Below are 18,111 nucleotides of genomic sequence, written 5' to 3' on the forward strand. Positions count from 1 at the left end.
GGGCGGGAGCCTGTGCCGAGACGGGCCCGGAGGCGAGCCCGAGCAGCAGCGCGGCGGTGCGGAGGCCCAGCCGGCGCCGTCTTCTCTCAAAGCCTTCGCATTCAAACATGATCACAGCCTCGGGCCCCCCTGCGCCCATGTCTCAGCAGGCTCGCTTGTCCTGATCATGGCGAGTCACTAGGTCTGGGCGGGTTCCTCGCATCCGGATGCTTCATGACCGATACGCTCTCTCTGCTCAAGCTGCGGCGGTCCGTGCCGCCGCAGCTGCTCGCCGCGCCTGGCCCCGAGGGCGCCCAGCTCGACGAACTCCTGACCATCGCCTCGCGTGTTCCGGACCATGGCAAGCTGGTGCCCTGGCGCTTCATCGTCTTCACCGGAGCGGCCCGCGAGCAGGCGGCCGATGTGGTGGCGCAGGCCTTCCGCAACCGCAATCCCGATGCCGCGGAGGATCAGGTCGCCTTCGAGCGCAAGCGCCTGCTGCATGCGCCGGTGATTGTCGCGGTGGTTTCCCGGGCCGCGCCGCATGTGAAGATCCCGCAATGGGAGCAGGAGCTGACCGCGGGCGCCGTCTGCATGACGATGCTGGTGGCGGCGCAGGCGATGGGGTTCGCTGGCTGCTGGCTGACCAACTGGTTCTCCTTCGACCGCAGCGTGCTGGCCGCTTTCGGGCTCGAGGCGGAGGAGCGCGTCGCCGGCTTCATCCATCTCGGCACGGCGTCCTCTGTGCCGCCCGACCGCGAGCGGCCCGTGCTGGCCGATATCGTCAGCCACTACGGAGCGTGACGCCATGATCTATTCGCCCGCCGCGCAGGATCACGGCCTGCCGCACGACCCGTTCAAGGCGATCGTCACGCCGCGACCGATCGGCTGGATCACGGCGCTGAGCGCCAAAGGCGAGGTCAATCTCTCGCCCTACAGCTATTTCAACGCCGTCTCGACACGGCCGCACATCGTGATGTTCTCCTCAGAGGGCAAGAAGGACGCGATCGCCTTCATCGAGGAGACGGGCGAGTTCACCTGCTCGATGGTGACGAAGTCGCTGGTCGGCGCCATGAACCTGACCTCGGCGCCGCTGCCGCGGGGCACCAGCGAATACGGCCATGCCGGGCTGGAGATGGCGCCGTCGCGCTTCGTCAAGCCGCCGCGCGTGGCCGGCAGCCCGGCCGCGCTGGAATGCAAGCTGCTCTCGGTTCAGCAGCTCGTCGATCTCGAGGGCCGCAGCGTCGAGCGCTGGATGGTGCTGGGGCAGGTCGTCGGCATCTTCATGGACGACGCCTTCATCCGCGACGGCCGCTTCGACACCGCCGCGGCGCATCCCGTCGCGCGCTGCGGCTATGCCGACTATGCCGAGGTCGACCACCTGTTCTCGATCGAGCGCCCGCCGGGCGGCTGATGGGGGCGACGCTCATCGTCATTGCGAGGAGCGCCAGCGACGAAGCAATCCAGGGGTGGCAGCGCTCGACGTCCCCCTGGATTGCTTCGCTGCGCTCGCAATGACGTGTCGGCCTAGTGTGAGCCCAATCAGCCCGCCGGCTTCACGCGGTAGTCGCCGAGCGGGGCAAGGGCGGCATTGATCGCGGCGGCGTCGAGCGCAGAGCCCTGCGGCAGGGTCAGCCGCGGCGGTTCCAGCGTCACGGTGGTGCCAGGGGCGAGCTTCTCGGCCGCCACCTGCACGCGCGACAGGCAGCCGCCGCAATGCATCCCCGAAACCTCGAAAACCTGAGTCATTCGAATCGCCTCCAGCGGTTCATTCATCCCATTTGCGAGCGCGCGCCACGAGGCGCTGCGCCCTGATCAGATGGGGACGATCGAGCATTTCGCCATCCAGCCCGATCACGCCGACGCCGGGATGGGCCTCGAACAGCGCGATGATCGCCTGCGCCCGGGCGAGAGCCTCCGGCGAGGGCGAGAAGACCTCGTTGATCGGCGCCACTTGGTCGGGATGGATCGCCATCTTGCCGGTGAAGCCGTCGCGCCGCGCCGCCAGGCATTCGGCCCGGAAGCCCTCGGCGTCGCGGAAGGCGGTGAAGACCGTGTCGATCGCATCGACCTGGGCGGCGGAGGCGGCGAACAGCGTCAACGCGCGGGCGAGCCGGTAGGGATCGGTGTAGTGGCCGTCCGGCAGGCGGTTGGTCTCGGCCCCGAGATCGGCCGACAGGTCCTCGGCTCCCCAAGTCAGCGCTTCGAGCCGGTGGGTCGCGCCGGCATAGCTGCCCAGGCCGAAGATGCCTTTGCCCGTCTCGGTGGCGATGGGGATGATCCGGGTGCCGCCATCGGGCAGATCGGATTCGGCCTCGCGCACCGCAATCTTGGCGGCGAGATGCCCGGCGTCGCTGCCGCTCTCGGATTTCGGCAGCATGATCGCATCCGGCGCGCCTGGCATCACGGCATCCAGATCGGCCTCCGTCAGGCCGGTGGACAGGGCGTTCACCCGCACGATCAGGCGCGGACGACGCGGCAGGGCACGGACCTCGTCGAGGAAGGCGCGGGTGATCTCGCGGGCCTGCGGCTTGGCGTCGAGCGCGACCGAATCCTCGAGGTCGAGGATCAAGGCGTCGGCACCGCTGGCGAGACCCTTCTGCTGCTTGCGCGGGCTGTCGCCCGGAACGAAGAGGAGCGAGCGCATGGGGTCAGACGTCCAGCGCCACGGGAGCGGGATGCCGGCGCATGAAGGCCTGGCGGCGGCACTGCGCCACCAGCGTGCCGTCCTGCTTGTAGGCGCGGTGATGGAACTCGACGATGCCGGCATCCGGTCGCGAGCGCGATTCGCGCTTGGCCACGATCTCGGTGGTGACGTTGATCGTGTCACCCTCGAAGAGCGGGGCCGGGAAGGTGACGTCGGTCATGCCGAGATTGCCGATGGTGGTGCCCACCGTGGTGTCGTTGACCGAGATGCCGATCATCAGGCCGAGCGTGAACAGAGAGTTCATAAGGGGCTGGCCCCATTCCGTCTCGGTCGCGCAGAAATGCGCATCGATGTGAAGGGGTTGCGGGTTCAGCGTCATGTTGGAGAACAGCATGTTGTCCATCTGCGTGACGGTGCGCGTCAGCCCGTGCTCGATCACGGCGCCGACTTCGAAATCCTCGAAATAGATCCCGCCGCGCTTGTGGCGCTTCAGCTCTGGCATCCCTGTCTCTCCATGCCCAAGGCGATTCCGCCACTCTAGCGCATCGCGTCGGCGAAAGGCGCCCCCCGGTCTCCCGCTGCTGCAAGCTGACGATGCGTCGCGATTAACGCTTCGCTTACCATAACCGGGCCACTCTCCAGACCGCGCCGCAGAGTCCTGCGGCGGCCGCCGCCGGTGGGTGCGCCCGAGAGTCCCGATGTTCCTGTTCTCCACCCCGCAGTCGCGCGAGACCCAGCCGGCAAACCCGGTGGTGAGCGCCATCCGCGACGGCGCGGCCAAGACCGGGGCAGGGTTCGATTACCTGCTCAAGACGGCCCAGCGCGAATCCTCGCTGGAGCCCGATGCCAAGGCGAAGACCTCGAGCGCGACCGGCCTGTTCCAGTTCATCGAGCAGACCTGGCTGTCGATGGTGAAGCAGGAGGGGCCGAAGCAGGGGCTTTCCAGCTATGCCGACGCCATCACCGAGTCCGGCGGGCGGCTGACCGTCGCCGATCCGGCGGCTCGCGAGAAGATCCTCGAGCTGCGCAAGGATCCGCAGGTCGCCGCCGTCATGGCGGGCGCGCTGACGCAGAAGAACCGCGAGCAGCTGGCCGGTGCGCTCGGCCGCCAGCCGCAGGCGGGCGAGCTCTATATGGCCCATGTTCTCGGCGCGCGCGGGGCTGCCGACCTGATCAAGACCGCGGCGAGCGACCCGACGCGCGCTGCCGCCAAGGATTTCCCCGAAGCCGCCGCCGCCAATCGCAGCATCTTCTTCGACAAGACCGGCCGGGCCCGCAGCGCCCAGGAGGTCTATGGCGTGCTGGCCGCCAGCCACGCCAACACCCAGCTCGCCGCTTCCGCGACCGTCACGCAGGCTGCGACGGGGCAGGGCGGCGACAAGCCGGCCGAGATCGCTGCCGCGCTGGCGCCAGGCCGGGCCAAGGGTCTGATCGGCCTGTTCTCGACCGAAGGCTCGCGCCAGCCGGTCTCGCAGGCGGTCGCCAATCTCTGGTCGACGCCGCGCGGCGATGCGGGCCGGACGGCCTCGCTCGATCCGGCCGACCGCTTCTTCCCGCGGCAGACGAAGTCGGACGCCACGGCGGTCGCCCCGACGGCGTCGGACGCCGCCGCCGCCAACGCCGCCGCTTCGAGCCGGACGGTGCAGGCGCCGCTGCCGCCGTCGCGGCCTGTCGAGCTGACGCAGCCGGCGGGGGTGGTGCAAGAGCGCTCTGCGTCCCGCAATCGCCGGGCGCCGCTCGATCTGTCCGCCTTCATGATCCAGCGGAACGGCCGATGATCGTTCGTCGCTTCCTGCTCTGGGCCCGCACGGCCAATGCCGAAGAGCGCGCCAACGGCGCGGCCGCGCTGGCGGGCGCCTATCTGCGCTCCGGCATGGCCGACGAGGACCGGGCCGAGGCCGAGACCGCGCTGATCGCGCTGATCGACGATCCCTCTCCGCGGGTGCGCCGGGCGATTGCGGAAGAGGTGGCGTCCTCGCCGCGGGCGCCGCGCAATCTCATCCTCGGGCTCGTGGCCGAGCAGAGCGACGTGGCAGCCCTTGTGCTCGCCCATTCGCCGGTGCTGACCGAGGCCGATCTCGTCGATGCGGCGGCGATCGGCGACATGCTGGCGCAGAAGGCGATCGCGCTGCGGCCGCATCTGCCGGCCGGCGTCTGTGCGGCGCTGGCGGAAGTCGGCTGCGAGGAGGCGCTGGTGACGCTCGCCGGCAACCGCACCGCCGACATTCCCGACTTCTCGCTGGAGCGCATGGTCGAACGGGCCGGCGATTGCGGCGTGCTGCGCGAGGCGCTGCTGGCGCGGATCGACCTGCCCGCCGGGTTGCGCCAGACCATCGCCGCGCGGGTCTCCGATGCACTGGCCGATTTCGTGGCCGGATGCGGCTGGCTGACGCCGGAGCGCAGTGCTCGGCTCGCCCGGGAATCGACCGAGCGGGTCGCGGTGGCGCTCGCGGCGGGCGGCGAGGACAGCGATGCACCGGCCATCGTCGAGGTGCTGCGCGCCCATGGTCGGCTGACGCCCGGCCTGATGCTGCGGTCTCTGCTCTCAGGGGAGCCAGCTCTGGCGGAAGCGGCCTTCGTGCTCCTTTCGGATCTGCCTGCAGGCCGGGTGGCGGCGCTGCTGCGCGACCGTCGCGGGGCCGGGCTCAAGGCGCTGTGCCGCAAGGCCGGGTTGCCGGACTCGCTGCAGCCGGCCTTCGCCGCCGCGATCGCCTCGCTCAATGCGCGCGGCTTCGACAAGGGCGGCTCCGGGCGAGGGATCGACCGCAGCCTCCTGCGCGAAGTGCTGATCGCCTGCGAGCGGCTGGACGGCGCGGAGGGCCATGCCCTGATGGGGCTGCTGCGGCGTCTCGACGCCGAGGCCGCGCGCGAGGAGGCCCGCGCCATGGCGGATTCGCTCGCGGACGATGCGGCCTTCGCCTATCTCGTCGAGGCCGACCCGGCGCTGCTGGTCGAGCTCGAGATCGGGGATATCCGGCAGGCGGCGTGAGGCTGCTCGCCAGGGGCCGTGCAGCCTTTCCTCAGTAGCCGAACTGCTCGCGCAAAATCCGCTCGTCCAGACTGTGGCCGGGATCGTGCAGCATGACAAGGTCGACGCTGCGGTCGATCTCGATCCCGACACGCAGGACGTTGTCGATCTGGACATGGTCGGCAACCGCGCTGACAGGCCGCTTTCCGGCTTCCAGCACCTCGATCGTGACCTTGGCATGGTCCGGCAGCAGCGCGCCGCGCCAGCGGCGGGGGCGGAAGGCCGAGATCGGCGTCAGCGCCAGCAGCGGCGCTTCGAGCGGCAGGATGGGGCCGTTGGCGGAAAGGTTGTAGGCGGTCGAGCCGGCGGGCGTCGCCAGCAGCACGCCATCCGCGACGAGCTCATCGAGCCGGACCTGGCCGTCGATCGAGATCCGCAGCTTGGCGGCTTGGTAGGAGCGGCGCAGCAGCGAGACCTCGTTGATCGCCTCGGCGCGAACCTCGGTGCCGTCCTGGTCGACCGCATGCATCGAAAGCGGATGGACGACGGCGCGCTGTGCCTCGGCGAGGCGCTTGCGCAGGCCACGCTCGCGGAACTCGTTCATCAGGAAGCCGACGGAGCCGCGATTCATGCCGTAGATCGGCGTGCCCGTGCCGATGAAGCGGTGCAGCGTCTGCAGCATCAGCCCATCGCCGCCGAGTGCCACGATGACGTCAGCCGTCGCCGGATCGGCATTGCCGTAGCGCTCGGTCAGCTTCGCCAGGGCGGCCTGCGCCTCCGGCGTGTCGCTGGCGACGAAGGAGATGGCCTGGAAGCGGTCGGTCATCACGGGTCCTGACGGCATGCGCCGGGGCGGCGCGCGCGTGGCTTAGCACAGGCGGCCGCCGGATCGCGAGCCGGCCGGGACGATCCGCGGAACGAAAAAGGCCGGGGCAGCCCCCGGCCTTCACTGATCGCGGTGTCGCGAGGCGCTCAGATCGCCGGGCTCCACTGGACCGGCACCAGCTCGAAGCCGTTGCCGGCCTTGGCGATGTGGCCCGTGGCCGGGAAGGGCGCGTGGTAGAACGCGACCTGCATCCTGTCGGCGGAGACCATGTCGAGCAGCTTACGGCGGGTGGCGGCCGCCTGCGGCCCGTCCATGTCGAACACGGCCGACCAGTCCGGATTGCGCACGAACAGAGCGGGGTGGTTGGTGGTGTCGGACATGATCATCAGCGACTTGCCGCCCGAGGCCACCGCGAAGACGGTGTGACCCGGCGTATGGCCCGGCGCGGCGACAGCGGTGACGCCCGAGACGACCTCCTTGCCGGGCTCGAACTGCTTCACATCCTTGGCGACGGGGCCGAAGACGCGGCGCACGCCGCCGAAGGCGCCCTTCATGGCCTCGGGGGCGGCGTTCATCTTGGCATCGTCCATCCAAAAGGCCCATTCGGCGGCCGGGACCATGACCTCGGCATTCGGGAACACGGCCGTGCCGTCCTTCAGGCGGAAGCCGTTGATGTGATCGCCGTGGAAATGGCTGAAGACGACGGTCGAGACCGATTTCGGGTCGAGGCCGGCGGCGGTGAAGTTCGCCATCCAGCGGCCGGAGGTCGGGGCGCCGGAATCACCATTGCCGGTGTCGATCAGCGTGGTCTTGTCGCCGTTCTGGATGACCAGCGTCGTGAAGGAGATCGGCAGCGCATCGGCCGGCAGGAAGGCCTGCTCCATCGCCTTCTTGACGTCGGCCAGCTCGGCGTTGCGGACGAAGCCCTCGAGCGGGCGGCGGGCGAAGCCGTCATTGATCGCGGTCAGCGTGATGTCGCCGATCTTGTAGCGGTAGAAACCGGGTGCCTGGTTCACGGGAACTCCTTGGGCCTGGGCCGGGCCGAGCCCGGGCCAATCGAGTGTGGCTGCGGCGGCGAGGGCGCCGGCGCCGGCGATGACGGTGCGGCGCGACAGATTGAGATCGGTCATCGTTCTTGTCTCCCTCGGCTCGGGCGGAGCCGGTGACGGACCCTAGCGGGCAGCGGCGATGGTTCAACGCCGGAGCGCTGTCGCAGGGGCAGGGAGGGGGTCAAGTTTTCGTGAGGCGCGGGCGGCGCTCAGATCTTATCGCGTTCCGTCCCAGCGCGGGCCCGCGCAAAGGCGCGCAGCATCGCCGCGCAGAGGGCGAGGGCACCGATCGTGCCGCTGGCCTGGCATTCCGCGACGAGCGCCTGGAAGGTCGCCGTGTCCTCGCCGGCCAGCGACTGCAGGCTCCAGCGCCAGTCGGGCGCCTTCTGCCGGAGCAGGCCGATCGCGACGTCGATATTGGCGCTGGCGGAGCCGAGCGTCTTCCACAGCGAGCCTTCCTGATAGATGCCGCCGGGCGGCGTGCGGCGACCGACCAGATGGCTCGGCTTGCGCCGGACGTTGAAGCCCAGCGCCTCGTAGATGTCGGCGTCGAGGGCGCGATCCGGCTTGCTCGCAGCCTCGCAGCGATCCGCCAGGGCGAGCAGATGTTCTGGCCTGTGAGGGCTGGAATCGGTGGGCGCAGGCATGTCGGTCCGGTTCGCTTCGTTCACCCCGTCGGGCCGGCAGGACCGGCCTTCGCGTGGATCGTGGCTCCGGGCGCGCCGGCGGCGGCGTGTCGTCGGACGGCTGGAGCCGTGAATGGTGCCGGCGGAGAGGATCGAACTCCCGACCTTCGGTTTACAAAACCGCTGCACTACCGCTGTGCTACGCCGGCATCCGAGCGCGTTCTACGTCTTGGGAGGGTGCCGGGCAACCCCGAAAAACGGCGAAGCAATCGGTACTTAAGACCAATTAGGTTCCTTCCATGGTTAACCGATTTCGGTGAAACGCCTTGCCCTGTTGGACGATGAAGATTCTGATGGACTCGTCCGAAAGTCGTCCGAGTTCGTGAGGTGTTCCCCGTGGCCAAGCGTCTGAGCGAAGCGTCCGTAAAGAAGGCCCTGGCCGATGGCCTGGCCGGGCAGCGCTACGACGTCTCCGACGCCGGTGCGCCTGGTCTCGTGCTGCGAGTAGGAAGGGCGCCGGCCTGGGCCTTCCGATCGACGCTCAACGGCACGCCGATCCGGCTGCGCCTGGGCGGCTTGGACCTGTTCGGTCTCACCGTGGCCAGAGACCTCGCCTCGGCTGCGATGCTGCTCGTCCGTGAGGAGCGGATCGCGCCGACCGAGTCCTGGCTGACCGATCAGCTGGTCAGCCGTCGGCTGATCGCGTCCGCGCCGCCGAAGCCGGCACCTGTCGCCAGGTGGACGTTCTCCCAGGCGAGGGATGCTTACCTGGCCGAGGTGCAGCGCACCCGCAGAGAGGCGACCTGGCGGGACAGGAAGAGCATGCTCTCGCTGCGCGAACTCAAGCCGATCGAGGACACGCCGGTCGCCAAGATCACGCGCCGCGACCTGGCTGGCATCGTCGCCGGCATCCATCGGTCGGGACGTGAACGCCACGCGGAGCACCTGGCCGAATGCCTCAGGCCGATGTGGAAGTGGCTATCGCAGGACGCCCAACAGCTGCGCTCGGGCGTCCTCGGTCCCGACATGAGCCTGCTCCGGGCGCCGGAGCGGTCGACGAAGGAAGAAGAGACCGGGCAGGGCACCTACGTGCCGCCCGTCGCAGAGCTCGGTCGCCTGCTCGCGATCGCGGGCTCGGGCGTTCTGGAGCCGGTGATCGCCGACGCTATCGCTTTGCTGGTCTACACCGCCCAGCGGCGTCGAACGGTCGTCGCGGCGCGTCGTGCTGACTTCATCGAGGAGGACGGGACGTTGGTCTGGCGTATCCCGCCCGCTCACCGGAAGACGGCGAGACGCCTGGGAAGCCGCAAGAGCCACGACCTACCCCTGAGCGGCCAGGTTGCCGACATGGTCCGGAGGCGGCTTAAGGCTGAAACCGAATCGCCATGGCTGTTCCAACAGGTGCGGCCACGACGCGTTGGCGACGACGTCTCTCACGTGAATGCCGATTCGCTTTCGCACGCGCTGGCGTACCTGCCAGGGATCGTGGCGTCGCCGCATGACGTCCGGCGCGGGCTGACGACGCACGGGCAGGATGTCCTCGGCATCCCGCTCGGTGACCTGAAGCTCGTCCTGGACCACTCTGAGGGCCATACCAGCGACGACGTCACCGAGGGCAGCTACTCGAAGGCGAGGCGCCTTCAGCAGAAGCAGGTGATCCTGGACGCGTGGAGGGGCCTGCTCGACCGAGCGACGGCCGAGTCTGAGCTAGGAGACCTGGAGACGCTCAGGGGAGCGATGCGGGCCATCCGGTTGGAGAAGGAAGCGGCGACGCGGGCGAAGAAGGCGGCGAGAAAGGTAGCTTGATCCTCGCCGACCGAATCGCCATCTTATGAGTATCCGCTGCAAAAGCGGGGCAGACCTATCTTTCCGACTACGGTAGCTACGTCGGGACGCATCGCCACTTATGCTGGCGGGAAGATGCAAGAAGGCCCCCGGAGCGATCCGAGGGCCTTTCTTCTTAGTGGTCTGCGATCATCGCCGCGGCCTTACCCCTGTCTACCGACGTGCTGTCGAGGCGCCGTCGGAAGACCGCCGTGATCGTGGGCTGGAGGCTGGTCGGAATCGGGCGAGAGCCCTTCTCGACGTACCATTGCGAGATCCTATTTTGCCGGAACGGCTTCCCAAGGGCCGCAGCGATGTCCGCGGCCAGTGCGCTCTGCCAGCGCTCCCCGTAGAGAACCGTGGCGACAAAGGCGACGGAATCGGGCGTCCAGATACGCTCGGTCATCGACGGGACTCTACGTGTACGACGTTCCGCACCGAGTTCGGATGGACCCAATAGCGTCCGCAGAGTATCGCAGTCACCAGATCGGGCTCGTTCTCGCGGAGCATCTTTCGGGCGATTTCAGGTAGCCGGGCGTAGGCGCGGCTGGAGATGCGCCTGCTGGTGATCTTGTCGAATGCCGACTCGAAGGCCCGGCGCTCGGGCGTGCCCTTGCCGAGGAGCCTCATCGTATGGGTCCACTCGCCCTCGACCTCGCCCCACATCGTCTCCGGCCAGCCAGGAATCTCGGCGCGGAGACGGCGCGGAGAGAGCATCGGGGGCCGGTCCTCCGGATCGCACTCGTCGTCTTCGCGGAGCAGGATGTCGATCGTCTCGTCTAGGTCCAGGAAATGCTCGGTCCACCGCGTCGCCAGGGCTCGGACGCTCATGCCGCGGGGCGTCCGGATCGTCAGGTCGGCGGCCTCGACGGCCCCCCAGCCGCGCTCCTTCAGCGCCTTGGCACCGGCAGCCTTGACCTTGGCCTGGGCGGTCGTCGCAAGGGCGACGTAGACGACGCGGCCTTCGCAAGCGACCTCGAAATACATGGTCTTCATGATGCCCTCCTCAGGAGTTCTCTGCGAGAAAATCGTGACCGCTATCAGTGATCGACCAGTGACCCGAGGGCCACTGTTTGAAGACCGCGAGGCGCTGCTCGCGGATGAAATCCATGTAGTCTTTCGGGAAACCCGAGGGGGTGCAGATCTGCCCCTTAAGGCGCCGCAGATAATTGGCGACGAATCTCATCTCGGCTGGATCATTCGTGTCGATCATGATGCCCTCCTAGGCAGTTGGGATGACCGGTGGCCATCTTGTGAACCCGTTTCTGGCCTGCCAGGGCACTCGCCGCAGTCACTCGGCGGAAACGGGCTCACAGGATGGCCAGGGCGAGGTGCCCCGGCAGTCCGTGGTGGTGATCAGGTGCGGCGGGAGAGCAGGGCTCTCATCGCGGCCCGGGGGTTCGCGGCGCGGGCGGCACGACCGGCTTCGTGGTTCTCGACCTCGTTGACCTCGATCCAGTTCGAGGCCCACTCGGTGTTGATCTGTACCGGGCTGTACTCGATCTTGATCTCGCCATCGTCGACATCTTCGAGCACGTACATGTAGAAGCGACCGGCGTTCTGGAGCGCGGCCTCGACGTCGGCGTCCGTGATCTCGGTCTTCACCGGCACCGGGATCAGGCTCTGCATAGTGTTGAGATGGTCCTCGATGATCGCCACGGTCTTCGAGCGGATCGTGGTGAAATCGCCCTCATAGAGAAGGAAGCCGTTCGTAGTGACAGCCCATTGGCTGCCGGAGCGGATGACGGCGCAGCGGTTGTCGTCGATGGCGGCGTCGAGGTAGCGGTTGAGCAGCTGGGCGTTACCGGCGTTCGTGGCCTTGGAAACGAGGGTTTCGAGCTTATCGACGATGGCGTTGTTCATGATGTGCCTCCTGGGCGGTGATGGGTTGAAGGTAATCAGGCAGCGAGGGAAACCTGCTCGGCGGCGACCATGGCGCGGAGCCAGGGATGGATGACGGCGAAAACGGCAACCCGATCGATCTCGGGGGAGGCCACGTAGGCTCCGACGTCGAGGTAGTATTCCATGAGGTCGGCGGCGTTGATCCAGCGGCTGTGGGGCTCGCCCGAGATCTCCTTGTGCTGGACGGCCCAGATCTTGAGAGCCTCGATCGCCTGCTCGTTCGTCTTCAGCATGTAGTGCATCGGTGCCTCCTGGGGCGGGTTGCGAGGTCGCCTTCCTGGCTGCCTCATGTGAGTAAATATACTCGCATTTTAGCGACATGCAAGGGGGGTGCGAGTAAAATTATTCGCAACCGCGTAAAAATCGTCATCGCTGCGTAAAAGCGATCAGAAACCGGCCCTGCTGCGTAAAAATGCGAATTTTTAGGGCTGGATTCCTAGAGTCTGTCGCAGCCGTCTTTCGCAGCCGCTTTCAGCATCTCGAAGGTCAGCGTCTCGACGCCGGCGTGTTCCCGGAGGATCGACTCCGCGATCGACCAGGGCATGTGCGGAGTCCCGTCGTCGTCGAGCTCGACGTACGCGATGTGCCCGCGCGGGCCGTAGACGACTCCCCATGACACGTAGCAGTGGCCGTGTTTACGGAGCTGCTCGCGAACATCGGCGGGCTCGTCCGTTCCATCGAGCCTGTCTCCCAGGTCGGCAACCGTCAGTTCGATCTCCAGATCATGCTGCTGGAACAACTGCCGCACGTGCGGGACATAGAGCCAGCCGCCGACGACATTCATGTATGGCTCGGGCGAGGCCGGGCGGGGGTAGACGCAGGTCGGCGCGAAGCTTGCGTCGGGGAGCCCGATGATCTCTGCGACGTGATTGTAGTCGACGTAGCCTACCGAGTTGAGAGCCGGGGCGAAGCGATCCGCGCATTCGGCCTCGACCTGCTCCACCGGCCATTTCAGGCGCTCCGCTAGGTCGGCCTTGGACATGTAGAGCGGCACCGTCCCGAGGAACGTGTCGCCCCCGTCGCGGTTTCGGGAGTGCTCGTAGCGACACCATCCCCAGCCCTTGCGGGTCAGGATGGCCAGGCCGTTCCGCTCGTCGAGCCGCACGTAATCCTCGGCGATCATGCGCGCGAGTTCGTCGGGCTCGTCGAGTTCAGACAACGGCACGATGTAGCTGTAGTTCATGCTGAACGAGAATTCTAAGCTCGTCCCATCCGGGAAATTGTCGTCGTCCATAGGTACTCCACGCAACAGGGGGTTCTGAAAGCCAGGCTTGGCTCTCCCCGAGACGGCTCTTGCGGAGCCGCCGCAGGCAGGTCCGGGGCATCTAGAAGGGAATCTCGGCGTCCATCGCATCCGGCCCGGTCACCCGCCGCGGGGCGCTCGGGGGCGTCTTCCTGGCCGCTGGCGGGGCGCCTGCTGCGGGAATGGGCTTCCGCATCGGCGGGGCGACCGGCGGCTTCGGAGGGGCCGGCTCGGCGTCGAGGGATTCCACGATGTTCTCGTGCTGGCGCTGAAGGCCCGGGTCCACAAGGGCCGCTTCGAGTTTCTCGATCGCCCGAGCCGAGACGAGGCCGAGCATCGCGTCGATCTCGAAGACGGTCTTGGCGAGGCCAGCGGCTTTGGCCTCGTTATAGAGGACTCGCAGCTTCTCTCGGGTTTCGGCGGCGGTCATGCGGCTCTCCGGTCGGCGTGCACGATCGCAGCAGCGCTATCGGCGTCGAGGTCGATGGCAGACATCAGTCGAGCGATCAGCAGGAGACGCTTGAGGTCGTCGTCCAGATGGATGGCGCTGCCGGTGTTCGAGCCGGGCTTGAGTTCGCCCGGCTGAAGCCGTGGTGCCTCATGGGCCGTGGCGGGTACAGGATCGGACATGACGGCGGGCTCCTCGGCGACAGGTTTGGGAATCGGATCGGCATGGGCCGGCTCCGGGGGCGTCTCGATCGCCTCCACCGGCTCGACGACCGGCTTGTTGGTGGGGGCGACCTTCCACCATTCCTTCTTGGACATATCGGCGGGTTCTCCCTTGAGACTCGGCAGCGGCTTGGGCTTACGGTGAGACGTCGGCAGCTTGAGGCGTAGGAGGGTCGCGTAGACGGTCGGGTAGGTGACGCCATAGGCGGCAGCCATTTCCTTGGTCGACAGGCCCTTCTGGCTGTCCGCGATGATCGTCTCGTCGGGCGGCACCTTGCGGTCGGCCCGCGGGGCGACGACGAGCTTCACGACGTTCGCGTACCGGTCGTACGGCTTGCCTTCGAAGATCGCGGCTGCCTTGCGGGCGCGCCCCTCGGCGGCCAGGCGACCACGTTCGGAACCGGGTACCTTCGGGTAGTCGGTGATTCCGCGCTCCCGGAGAAGCGTCAGGATGAAGGTGTACGTGAGACCGGTCGCTTTCGATGCCCTGCCCACGCCGCCGAGCTCGAAGACTTTCGCGATCGCGGCCTCTTCCTGCTCTGGCGTCGTGCGGCGTCGAGGCCCCCTTTGAATTGGACCGCCCGCCTTGCCTCGGAGGATCTCGCGGCCTTCTTGCGCGATCTTTTCGACAGCACCGTGCGAGAGCCACGACCAGCGCTCGAATGCCGCCGCACGACCGTATGCCGGGCTATCAAAGATCTTGGCCACTTTGACGGGGTCCGGACGCTGGTAGCAAAGGTCGTTGACCGAAGACGGCTCCCTGCGGCGAGCGCGCTTCTCGCGGGTTTCAGAGGGGGTCACCGGCGCGCTCCTGCAAGAGAACCTGGATCGCCGGCAGGCAGCGAGCGAGGAGGGTGCAGTCCCCCAGGGCGTCATGGATGCCGTCGGCACGCTCGGAGCGATCCACGCCCAGGCGCTCGCTCATCGCGTCGAGGGTCGCCTTCTCGCCCGGCCAGATGACCTTGCTGAGGATGCGGGTGTCGATGACCGGAACGTCGGGCCGCTTGACGCCGAGGCGATCGAGGGCTGCGTCGACGAAGCCAATGTCGAATGGGGCGTTATGCGCCACGATCACGCAATCCGAGAGGACGCCAGCGATAGCGCGGCCATCCTCGGGGGTGATCGCCGGCAGGCTGGCGAGGTACTCATCGGACATGCCGTGGACCGCCGTTGCGGACGGGTGGCACGGCTTGCCGGGATTGAAGACCCAGCGTGCCGAGTTGCCCGGGAGGAACTCGCCGCCGACCAGCAGACCGGGCAGAGCGGCAAGACTCACGATGCGGTCGTGGATCGGAGAGAAACCCGTCGTCTCGGAATCCAGGACGATCAGGTGGCGATCCAGGAGCCGCAGGACGTCCCAGACATCCGGCACGTCGACGAGGTCGATTTGCTGGTAATCGCTCGTCGACGTGTACGCCTGGATCTGCGCCTCGGTCGGCGAGAAGGACTTGGCGAGACCCTGCCAGTCCGTCGTGGTCCGCTGGCGGTCGGAGACGATGGCGTAGTGCGTGGCGCCAACCCGGGACTCGCGGTCGGCCAGGAGGCCGGCGCGGACGGCGTCCTCCTCACGCTTCAGACGCTTCTGCTCGGCGCGGAGCCAAGCTAGCCGATCGGCGGGCGGGGTGACGGTTTCGATGGACGATACATTGAAGGACATAAAGCAACTCCTGACTGACTGAAGGGTGAGCGGTTCGCTGTGCTGTGGCAAGCGCAATCTTGAGATTGGTTAACCGCAAGAGGCATTCCGCAGTTTGGTTAACGCTGCGGATATACTTGAGTTTATACTTATCTGATCTGGTTGCCGGAAGGCCCGAGGTAGCCCCGGAAGGCCTTCGAGACGGCCTTGAACGGAGGCGCTGGAACAGCCCGAAGACCTTTGGCGACCAGAGCCTCGTCCTCGGCGGCGCGCCAGCGGAGCCACCGATCGACGTGGACGGGGTGTGGGTGCCCGTCGCGGTCCGTCCAGCAGATCCTGGTCTTGAGCTCCTCGCGGATCGCGGGGGTGATCCAGTGGCGATAAACCCCGACCGCGAGGCACTCGAAGGCCGTCGCGAGGTGCCACGGCATGGCATCGCAGGGGCTCCAGGAGACCAGGCGATGCCCGACAGTGTGCGGCAGCCCTTCATTCGCGGCGGCAACGTACGCGCGCAGGTCGTCGAAGCTGGCGTTCGGGATCTCGACGTCGCGGTGATCCTCGTCGACGACGACGGCGATCGGGCCAACGTCCGTCGGCTGGATCTCCAGCCGCAGCGGGAGGCGGTGACCATCGTAGTGACGGGGCGGGGAGAGAGGCATGGACCAGTGACTCATGAGCGGGATTCCTGGCGGGGGACGATGAGGGTGACGCGCTCCAGGCCCAGGGCCTCCAGGACGCGGCCACCGATCGCCCGGCGCCCGTGGAGGACGTCCGCAAGGTACGCCTGGCTGACGCCCATGCGGTCGGCGGCGGCGCGCTGGCTCCCCGCGGCGGCGACGGCATCTCGGAGAGCGGACATGACCTCGTCGAAGTCCAGGGCGGTTTCCGGAAGGGCGCTCATGAGGACGGCCTCAGCGAGGTCCACTTGGCGAGGATCAGGTCGCAGGCGACGACCAGCGCAGCTGCGGCGGCTGCGTCCTCGCGGGCGCCCTCGTCGAGCGTGTCGACGAGCGGAAAATGCTCGCCTTCGACGCTGCACCAGCCGTAATGGCTGCAATTGTCAGCGATTTGGACCGCCTCGCGCCAGGCGGTCTCGCGGGCCTTGGTGATGACGACGTCGAGCGTCATGTCGCTGCCGCCGGCGCCGAGCGCCAACAGGGACTCGATGAAAGCCTGGCGTGACGTCGTGGGTGGCGAGGTCTTCTTGAAGGTGAGGATTTCGGCCACGTGGGCCTCCTGGGTTCGAGTGACCCAGTGAATCTAGCGATTCATTTTTGAACCGACAGGCTAAAAGCGATCAGGCGGTCAGAGTTGACGCCATGCCATCAGGATCTGTTGTGTATCTAAGACCCCTTAGGTTCCCAAACTTGGGTCCGCTCAGAGCGAAAGAAAGAACGGAGTGGCAACGGCCTGCGAGAATGATCGACCTGGCATCCATCAATTCTTTTCATGCCCGCTTGCATACGCTTGAGCGGTGCTAAAATGGGCCAGTCGAATTCGGAGGAGGCGAACATGGCGGTGTTCGGAATGGACGGTTGGGCGCCCGATCACATGAAGCCAGGCGTCCTGCGCGCGGGCGGGACGCGAGAGTTCTACGACGCGTGGAAAGCGTTTCCCGAATTGCTCGCTGCGGTTGGCTTCGATGGCAGCTACGCCTGGCCGGTGTTCTACAAGTCCTGCGACGACGAACTCGCCGCACTCGCAGTTTCGGAGATCCGCGCCGCTATGCCGGCGTGGCGTGCAAAGCGCGATCGAGAGAGAGCCGAGAAGCGAGCTTATTGGGACCGCGTCTTTGAAGAGAAGCGTCAGCGCGACGCTGCTCGGGCCGCTGAGAAAGCGAAGGCGGCTAACGAGCGCCCGGCGCGGGTGAAGGCCGAGCTTCGAGCGCTCGTCGAAAAGCGGATCTGGCTGCTGCAGCCGGAAGATCAAGCGCGCGCGATCGCCTTGGCTGCGCACGGCGAGGGCATGGATTTGGACGACGCCGAGCGGATCGTCAAAAAAGCCGCGGCAACCCTGGCGCGGGCCGCCGACCGCACGTCGAGGCCCGCAAAGCCGCAGGCGATGGCACGGGCCGCCGATCCTCAAATCCGCGATGCGGTCCACGAAGCTTGCCGCTGGCTATCAGTCATTGATGCGGACCGTGCCCAGCATCAGAACAGCGAAGGCTGGGGCCGCTCGACGACGATTTCGGGACACTATCTTGCGGAGCAGTCTAGTCTAACTGTTGAGCAAGCCGCCTACGGTCTTTCGATACTGCACACGCATCGCGGACAGCTGCCGCCCGAACTTCGACGCCGCCTTGGCCTGTGACGTCACGCGATTTGTGGCTTGCTACGTCACGCTGAATCATGGGGGCCTCACAGGAGGTCACCATGAAAAAGTTTCTAGCAGCCCTCGCCGCCGCTCTCGCCTCGATCCCCGTCATGGTCCGCGTCTGGTGCGAGAAGACCAGGGATTTCGTCCTCGCATGCCTGCCGTCCAGCGGCGGCGGCGAGCTCACCACCGCTGCCGGCATCGAAGCGGATGAAGCCGTCGAACTCGCCCAGGCTCGCGAAGAGCAGGCGATCATGGCGCCCAAAAGCGAGGCCGAATCCCAGGTCCAGACGGTGCTCCGGTATGCCGCCGCCGTCGTGACTGTGTTTCGGCGTGCAAGTTTGACCCCGTAAGGCGGGGGATCGGCGTCGAACTTTGGGTCTGACTCAATCTCGCTGCAGATAAGCGGTGATCTGGCGCTGTTTTCCA

General features: G+C 67.1%; 25 protein-coding genes and 1 tRNA gene. 7 read left to right on the top strand and 19 right to left on the bottom strand.

Annotation, left to right across the window (positions count from 1 at the left end; genetic code table 11):
- The first annotated feature begins 213 nt into the window (after window positions 1-213).
- A complete protein-coding gene (locus AX750_RS16255) occupies window positions 214-783 on the top strand; it encodes a nitroreductase (protein ID WP_066725796.1) in 570 nt (189 codons plus the stop codon).
- Between the two features lie 4 nt (window positions 784-787).
- Window positions 788-1,393, top strand: coding sequence for a flavin reductase family protein (locus AX750_RS16260; protein ID WP_066725799.1), 606 nt, complete (start codon window positions 788-790; stop codon window positions 1,391-1,393).
- A gap of 128 nt (window positions 1,394-1,521) precedes the next feature.
- Here the strand turns inward: AX750_RS16260 and AX750_RS16265 are convergent, their stop codons facing one another.
- Genes AX750_RS16265 through AX750_RS16275 form a run of 3 tightly spaced genes read right to left on the bottom strand, consistent with a single transcriptional unit; the run spans window position 1,522 to window position 3,128 of the window.
- On the bottom strand, window positions 1,522-1,728 hold the full coding sequence (locus AX750_RS16265; RefSeq protein WP_066725802.1) for a hypothetical protein: 207 nt from the start codon (window positions 1,726-1,728) through the stop codon (window positions 1,522-1,524).
- Between the two features lie 19 nt (window positions 1,729-1,747).
- The gene (locus AX750_RS16270) at window positions 1,748-2,626 is read right to left on the bottom strand and encodes a CoA ester lyase (protein WP_066725805.1); all 879 of its coding nucleotides are present in this window, start codon (window positions 2,624-2,626) and stop codon (window positions 1,748-1,750) included.
- 4 nt (window positions 2,627-2,630) lie between these two features.
- The gene (locus tag AX750_RS16275; RefSeq protein ID WP_066725808.1) at window positions 2,631-3,128 is read right to left on the bottom strand and encodes a MaoC family dehydratase; all 498 of its coding nucleotides are present in this window, start codon (window positions 3,126-3,128) and stop codon (window positions 2,631-2,633) included.
- Between the two features lie 196 nt (window positions 3,129-3,324).
- On the opposite strand from AX750_RS16275, the gene AX750_RS16280 reads away from it, so the two are divergent.
- Entirely contained in the window at window positions 3,325-4,404 is a 1,080-nt protein-coding gene (locus tag AX750_RS16280) for a hypothetical protein (protein ID WP_082735257.1), read from the top strand.
- Entirely contained in the window at window positions 4,401-5,615 is a 1,215-nt protein-coding gene (locus tag AX750_RS16285) for a DUF2336 domain-containing protein (RefSeq protein WP_066725811.1), read from the top strand. The genes AX750_RS16280 and AX750_RS16285 overlap by 4 nt, the downstream gene beginning before the upstream one ends.
- 31 nt (window positions 5,616-5,646) lie before the next feature.
- Here the strand turns inward: AX750_RS16285 and AX750_RS16290 are convergent, their stop codons facing one another.
- The 4 genes from AX750_RS16290 to AX750_RS16305 form a co-directional block, all read right to left on the bottom strand.
- Entirely contained in the window at window positions 5,647-6,420 is a 774-nt protein-coding gene (locus tag AX750_RS16290; RefSeq protein WP_082735258.1) for an NAD kinase, read from the bottom strand.
- A gap of 146 nt (window positions 6,421-6,566) precedes the next feature.
- Window positions 6,567-7,550 carry an MBL fold metallo-hydrolase gene (locus tag AX750_RS16295; protein WP_066725816.1) on the bottom strand — a complete coding sequence of 328 codons (984 nt, stop codon included), beginning with the start codon at window positions 7,548-7,550 and terminating at the stop codon, window positions 6,567-6,569.
- 128 nt (window positions 7,551-7,678) lie between these two features.
- Window positions 7,679-8,116, bottom strand: coding sequence for a hypothetical protein (locus AX750_RS16300; RefSeq protein ID WP_156446677.1), 438 nt, complete (start codon window positions 8,114-8,116; stop codon window positions 7,679-7,681).
- Between the two features lie 113 nt (window positions 8,117-8,229).
- Window positions 8,230-8,304 (bottom strand) — tRNA-Thr (locus AX750_RS16305).
- Between the two features lie 187 nt (window positions 8,305-8,491).
- On the opposite strand from AX750_RS16305, the gene AX750_RS16310 reads away from it, so the two are divergent.
- Entirely contained in the window at window positions 8,492-9,901 is a 1,410-nt protein-coding gene (locus AX750_RS16310) for an integrase family protein (protein ID WP_156446678.1), read from the top strand.
- A gap of 154 nt (window positions 9,902-10,055) precedes the next feature.
- Here the strand turns inward: AX750_RS16310 and AX750_RS16315 are convergent, their stop codons facing one another.
- The 12 genes from AX750_RS16315 to AX750_RS16370 all read right to left on the bottom strand — a co-directional run bounded on the left by AX750_RS16315 (window position 10,056) and on the right by AX750_RS16370 (window position 16,596).
- Window positions 10,056-10,325 carry a hypothetical protein gene (locus AX750_RS16315; RefSeq protein WP_066725823.1) on the bottom strand — a complete coding sequence of 90 codons (270 nt, stop codon included), beginning with the start codon at window positions 10,323-10,325 and terminating at the stop codon, window positions 10,056-10,058.
- Window positions 10,322-10,906, bottom strand: a complete 585-nt coding sequence (locus AX750_RS16320; protein WP_156450179.1) for a hypothetical protein — start codon at window positions 10,904-10,906, stop codon at window positions 10,322-10,324. Before AX750_RS16320 ends, AX750_RS16315 begins: the two co-directional genes overlap by 4 nt.
- A gap of 19 nt (window positions 10,907-10,925) precedes the next feature.
- On the bottom strand, window positions 10,926-11,132 hold the full coding sequence (locus AX750_RS16325; RefSeq protein ID WP_066725829.1) for a hypothetical protein: 207 nt from the start codon (window positions 11,130-11,132) through the stop codon (window positions 10,926-10,928).
- A 143-nt stretch (window positions 11,133-11,275) separates the two neighbouring features.
- On the bottom strand, window positions 11,276-11,782 hold the full coding sequence (locus AX750_RS16330; protein WP_066725832.1) for a hypothetical protein: 507 nt from the start codon (window positions 11,780-11,782) through the stop codon (window positions 11,276-11,278).
- A gap of 35 nt (window positions 11,783-11,817) precedes the next feature.
- Window positions 11,818-12,063, bottom strand: a complete 246-nt coding sequence (locus AX750_RS16335) for a hypothetical protein (RefSeq protein ID WP_066725834.1) — start codon at window positions 12,061-12,063, stop codon at window positions 11,818-11,820.
- A 194-nt stretch (window positions 12,064-12,257) separates the two neighbouring features.
- Window positions 12,258-13,055, bottom strand: coding sequence for a hypothetical protein (locus tag AX750_RS16340; protein WP_066725837.1), 798 nt, complete (start codon window positions 13,053-13,055; stop codon window positions 12,258-12,260).
- 91 nt (window positions 13,056-13,146) lie between these two features.
- Window positions 13,147-13,494, bottom strand: a complete 348-nt coding sequence (locus AX750_RS16345) for a hypothetical protein (protein WP_066725840.1) — start codon at window positions 13,492-13,494, stop codon at window positions 13,147-13,149.
- On the bottom strand, window positions 13,491-14,534 hold the full coding sequence (locus AX750_RS16350) for a hypothetical protein (protein WP_156446679.1): 1,044 nt from the start codon (window positions 14,532-14,534) through the stop codon (window positions 13,491-13,493). The genes AX750_RS16345 and AX750_RS16350 overlap by 4 nt, the downstream gene beginning before the upstream one ends.
- Window positions 14,521-15,390 (bottom strand): 3'-5' exonuclease, encoded by an 870-nt coding sequence (locus AX750_RS16355; RefSeq protein ID WP_066725846.1) that lies wholly within the window; start codon window positions 15,388-15,390, stop codon window positions 14,521-14,523. The genes AX750_RS16350 and AX750_RS16355 overlap by 14 nt, the downstream gene beginning before the upstream one ends.
- Window positions 15,391-15,518: 128 nt before the next feature.
- The gene (locus AX750_RS16360; RefSeq protein WP_068074831.1) at window positions 15,519-16,028 is read right to left on the bottom strand and encodes a hypothetical protein; all 510 of its coding nucleotides are present in this window, start codon (window positions 16,026-16,028) and stop codon (window positions 15,519-15,521) included.
- Between the two features lie 11 nt (window positions 16,029-16,039).
- Window positions 16,040-16,270, bottom strand: coding sequence for a helix-turn-helix domain-containing protein (locus AX750_RS16365; protein ID WP_066725862.1), 231 nt, complete (start codon window positions 16,268-16,270; stop codon window positions 16,040-16,042).
- The gene (locus AX750_RS16370) at window positions 16,267-16,596 is read right to left on the bottom strand and encodes a hypothetical protein (protein WP_066725852.1); all 330 of its coding nucleotides are present in this window, start codon (window positions 16,594-16,596) and stop codon (window positions 16,267-16,269) included. Before AX750_RS16370 ends, AX750_RS16365 begins: the two co-directional genes overlap by 4 nt.
- A 285-nt stretch (window positions 16,597-16,881) precedes the next feature.
- On the opposite strand from AX750_RS16370, the gene AX750_RS16375 reads away from it, so the two are divergent.
- Both AX750_RS16375 and AX750_RS16380 read left to right on the top strand, forming a co-directional pair.
- On the top strand, window positions 16,882-17,679 hold the full coding sequence (locus AX750_RS16375) for a hypothetical protein (protein WP_156446680.1): 798 nt from the start codon (window positions 16,882-16,884) through the stop codon (window positions 17,677-17,679).
- A gap of 62 nt (window positions 17,680-17,741) precedes the next feature.
- A complete protein-coding gene (locus tag AX750_RS16380) occupies window positions 17,742-18,035 on the top strand; it encodes a hypothetical protein (RefSeq protein WP_066734834.1) in 294 nt (97 codons plus the stop codon).
- Window positions 18,036-18,111 lie beyond the last annotated feature (76 nt).

Source organism: Methylobacterium sp. CCH7-A2, assembly GCF_001557075.1.
In the GTDB taxonomy this organism is placed as follows: domain Bacteria; phylum Pseudomonadota; class Alphaproteobacteria; order Rhizobiales; family Beijerinckiaceae; genus Allobosea; species Allobosea massiliensis.

Coding starts and splice junctions, on each gene's coding strand:
- AX750_RS16255 (WP_066725796.1), top strand. CDS start 214: ATGACCGATACGCTCTCTCTGCTCAAGCTGCGGCGGTCCGTGCCGCCG.
- AX750_RS16260 (WP_066725799.1), top strand. CDS start 788: ATGATCTATTCGCCCGCCGCGCAGGATCACGGCCTGCCGCACGACCCG.
- AX750_RS16265 (WP_066725802.1), bottom strand. CDS start 1,728: ATGACTCAGGTTTTCGAGGTTTCGGGGATGCATTGCGGCGGCTGCCTG.
- AX750_RS16270 (WP_066725805.1), bottom strand. CDS start 2,626: ATGCGCTCGCTCCTCTTCGTTCCGGGCGACAGCCCGCGCAAGCAGCAG.
- AX750_RS16275 (WP_066725808.1), bottom strand. CDS start 3,128: ATGCCAGAGCTGAAGCGCCACAAGCGCGGCGGGATCTATTTCGAGGAT.
- AX750_RS16280 (WP_082735257.1), top strand. CDS start 3,325: ATGTTCCTGTTCTCCACCCCGCAGTCGCGCGAGACCCAGCCGGCAAAC.
- AX750_RS16285 (WP_066725811.1), top strand. CDS start 4,401: ATGATCGTTCGTCGCTTCCTGCTCTGGGCCCGCACGGCCAATGCCGAA.
- AX750_RS16290 (WP_082735258.1), bottom strand. CDS start 6,420: ATGACCGACCGCTTCCAGGCCATCTCCTTCGTCGCCAGCGACACGCCG.
- AX750_RS16295 (WP_066725816.1), bottom strand. CDS start 7,550: ATGACCGATCTCAATCTGTCGCGCCGCACCGTCATCGCCGGCGCCGGC.
- AX750_RS16300 (WP_156446677.1), bottom strand. CDS start 8,116: ATGCCTGCGCCCACCGATTCCAGCCCTCACAGGCCAGAACATCTGCTC.
- AX750_RS16315 (WP_066725823.1), bottom strand. CDS start 10,325: ATGACCGAGCGTATCTGGACGCCCGATTCCGTCGCCTTTGTCGCCACG.
- AX750_RS16320 (WP_156450179.1), bottom strand. CDS start 10,906: ATGTATTTCGAGGTCGCTTGCGAAGGCCGCGTCGTCTACGTCGCCCTT.
- AX750_RS16325 (WP_066725829.1), bottom strand. CDS start 11,132: ATGATCGACACGAATGATCCAGCCGAGATGAGATTCGTCGCCAATTAT.
- AX750_RS16330 (WP_066725832.1), bottom strand. CDS start 11,782: ATGAACAACGCCATCGTCGATAAGCTCGAAACCCTCGTTTCCAAGGCC.
- AX750_RS16335 (WP_066725834.1), bottom strand. CDS start 12,063: ATGCACTACATGCTGAAGACGAACGAGCAGGCGATCGAGGCTCTCAAG.
- AX750_RS16340 (WP_066725837.1), bottom strand. CDS start 13,055: ATGGACGACGACAATTTCCCGGATGGGACGAGCTTAGAATTCTCGTTC.
- AX750_RS16345 (WP_066725840.1), bottom strand. CDS start 13,494: ATGACCGCCGCCGAAACCCGAGAGAAGCTGCGAGTCCTCTATAACGAG.
- AX750_RS16355 (WP_066725846.1), bottom strand. CDS start 15,390: ATGTCCTTCAATGTATCGTCCATCGAAACCGTCACCCCGCCCGCCGAT.
- AX750_RS16360 (WP_068074831.1), bottom strand. CDS start 16,028: ATGCCTCTCTCCCCGCCCCGTCACTACGATGGTCACCGCCTCCCGCTG.
- AX750_RS16365 (WP_066725862.1), bottom strand. CDS start 16,270: ATGAGCGCCCTTCCGGAAACCGCCCTGGACTTCGACGAGGTCATGTCC.
- AX750_RS16375 (WP_156446680.1), top strand. CDS start 16,882: ATGGCGGTGTTCGGAATGGACGGTTGGGCGCCCGATCACATGAAGCCA.
- AX750_RS16380 (WP_066734834.1), top strand. CDS start 17,742: ATGAAAAAGTTTCTAGCAGCCCTCGCCGCCGCTCTCGCCTCGATCCCC.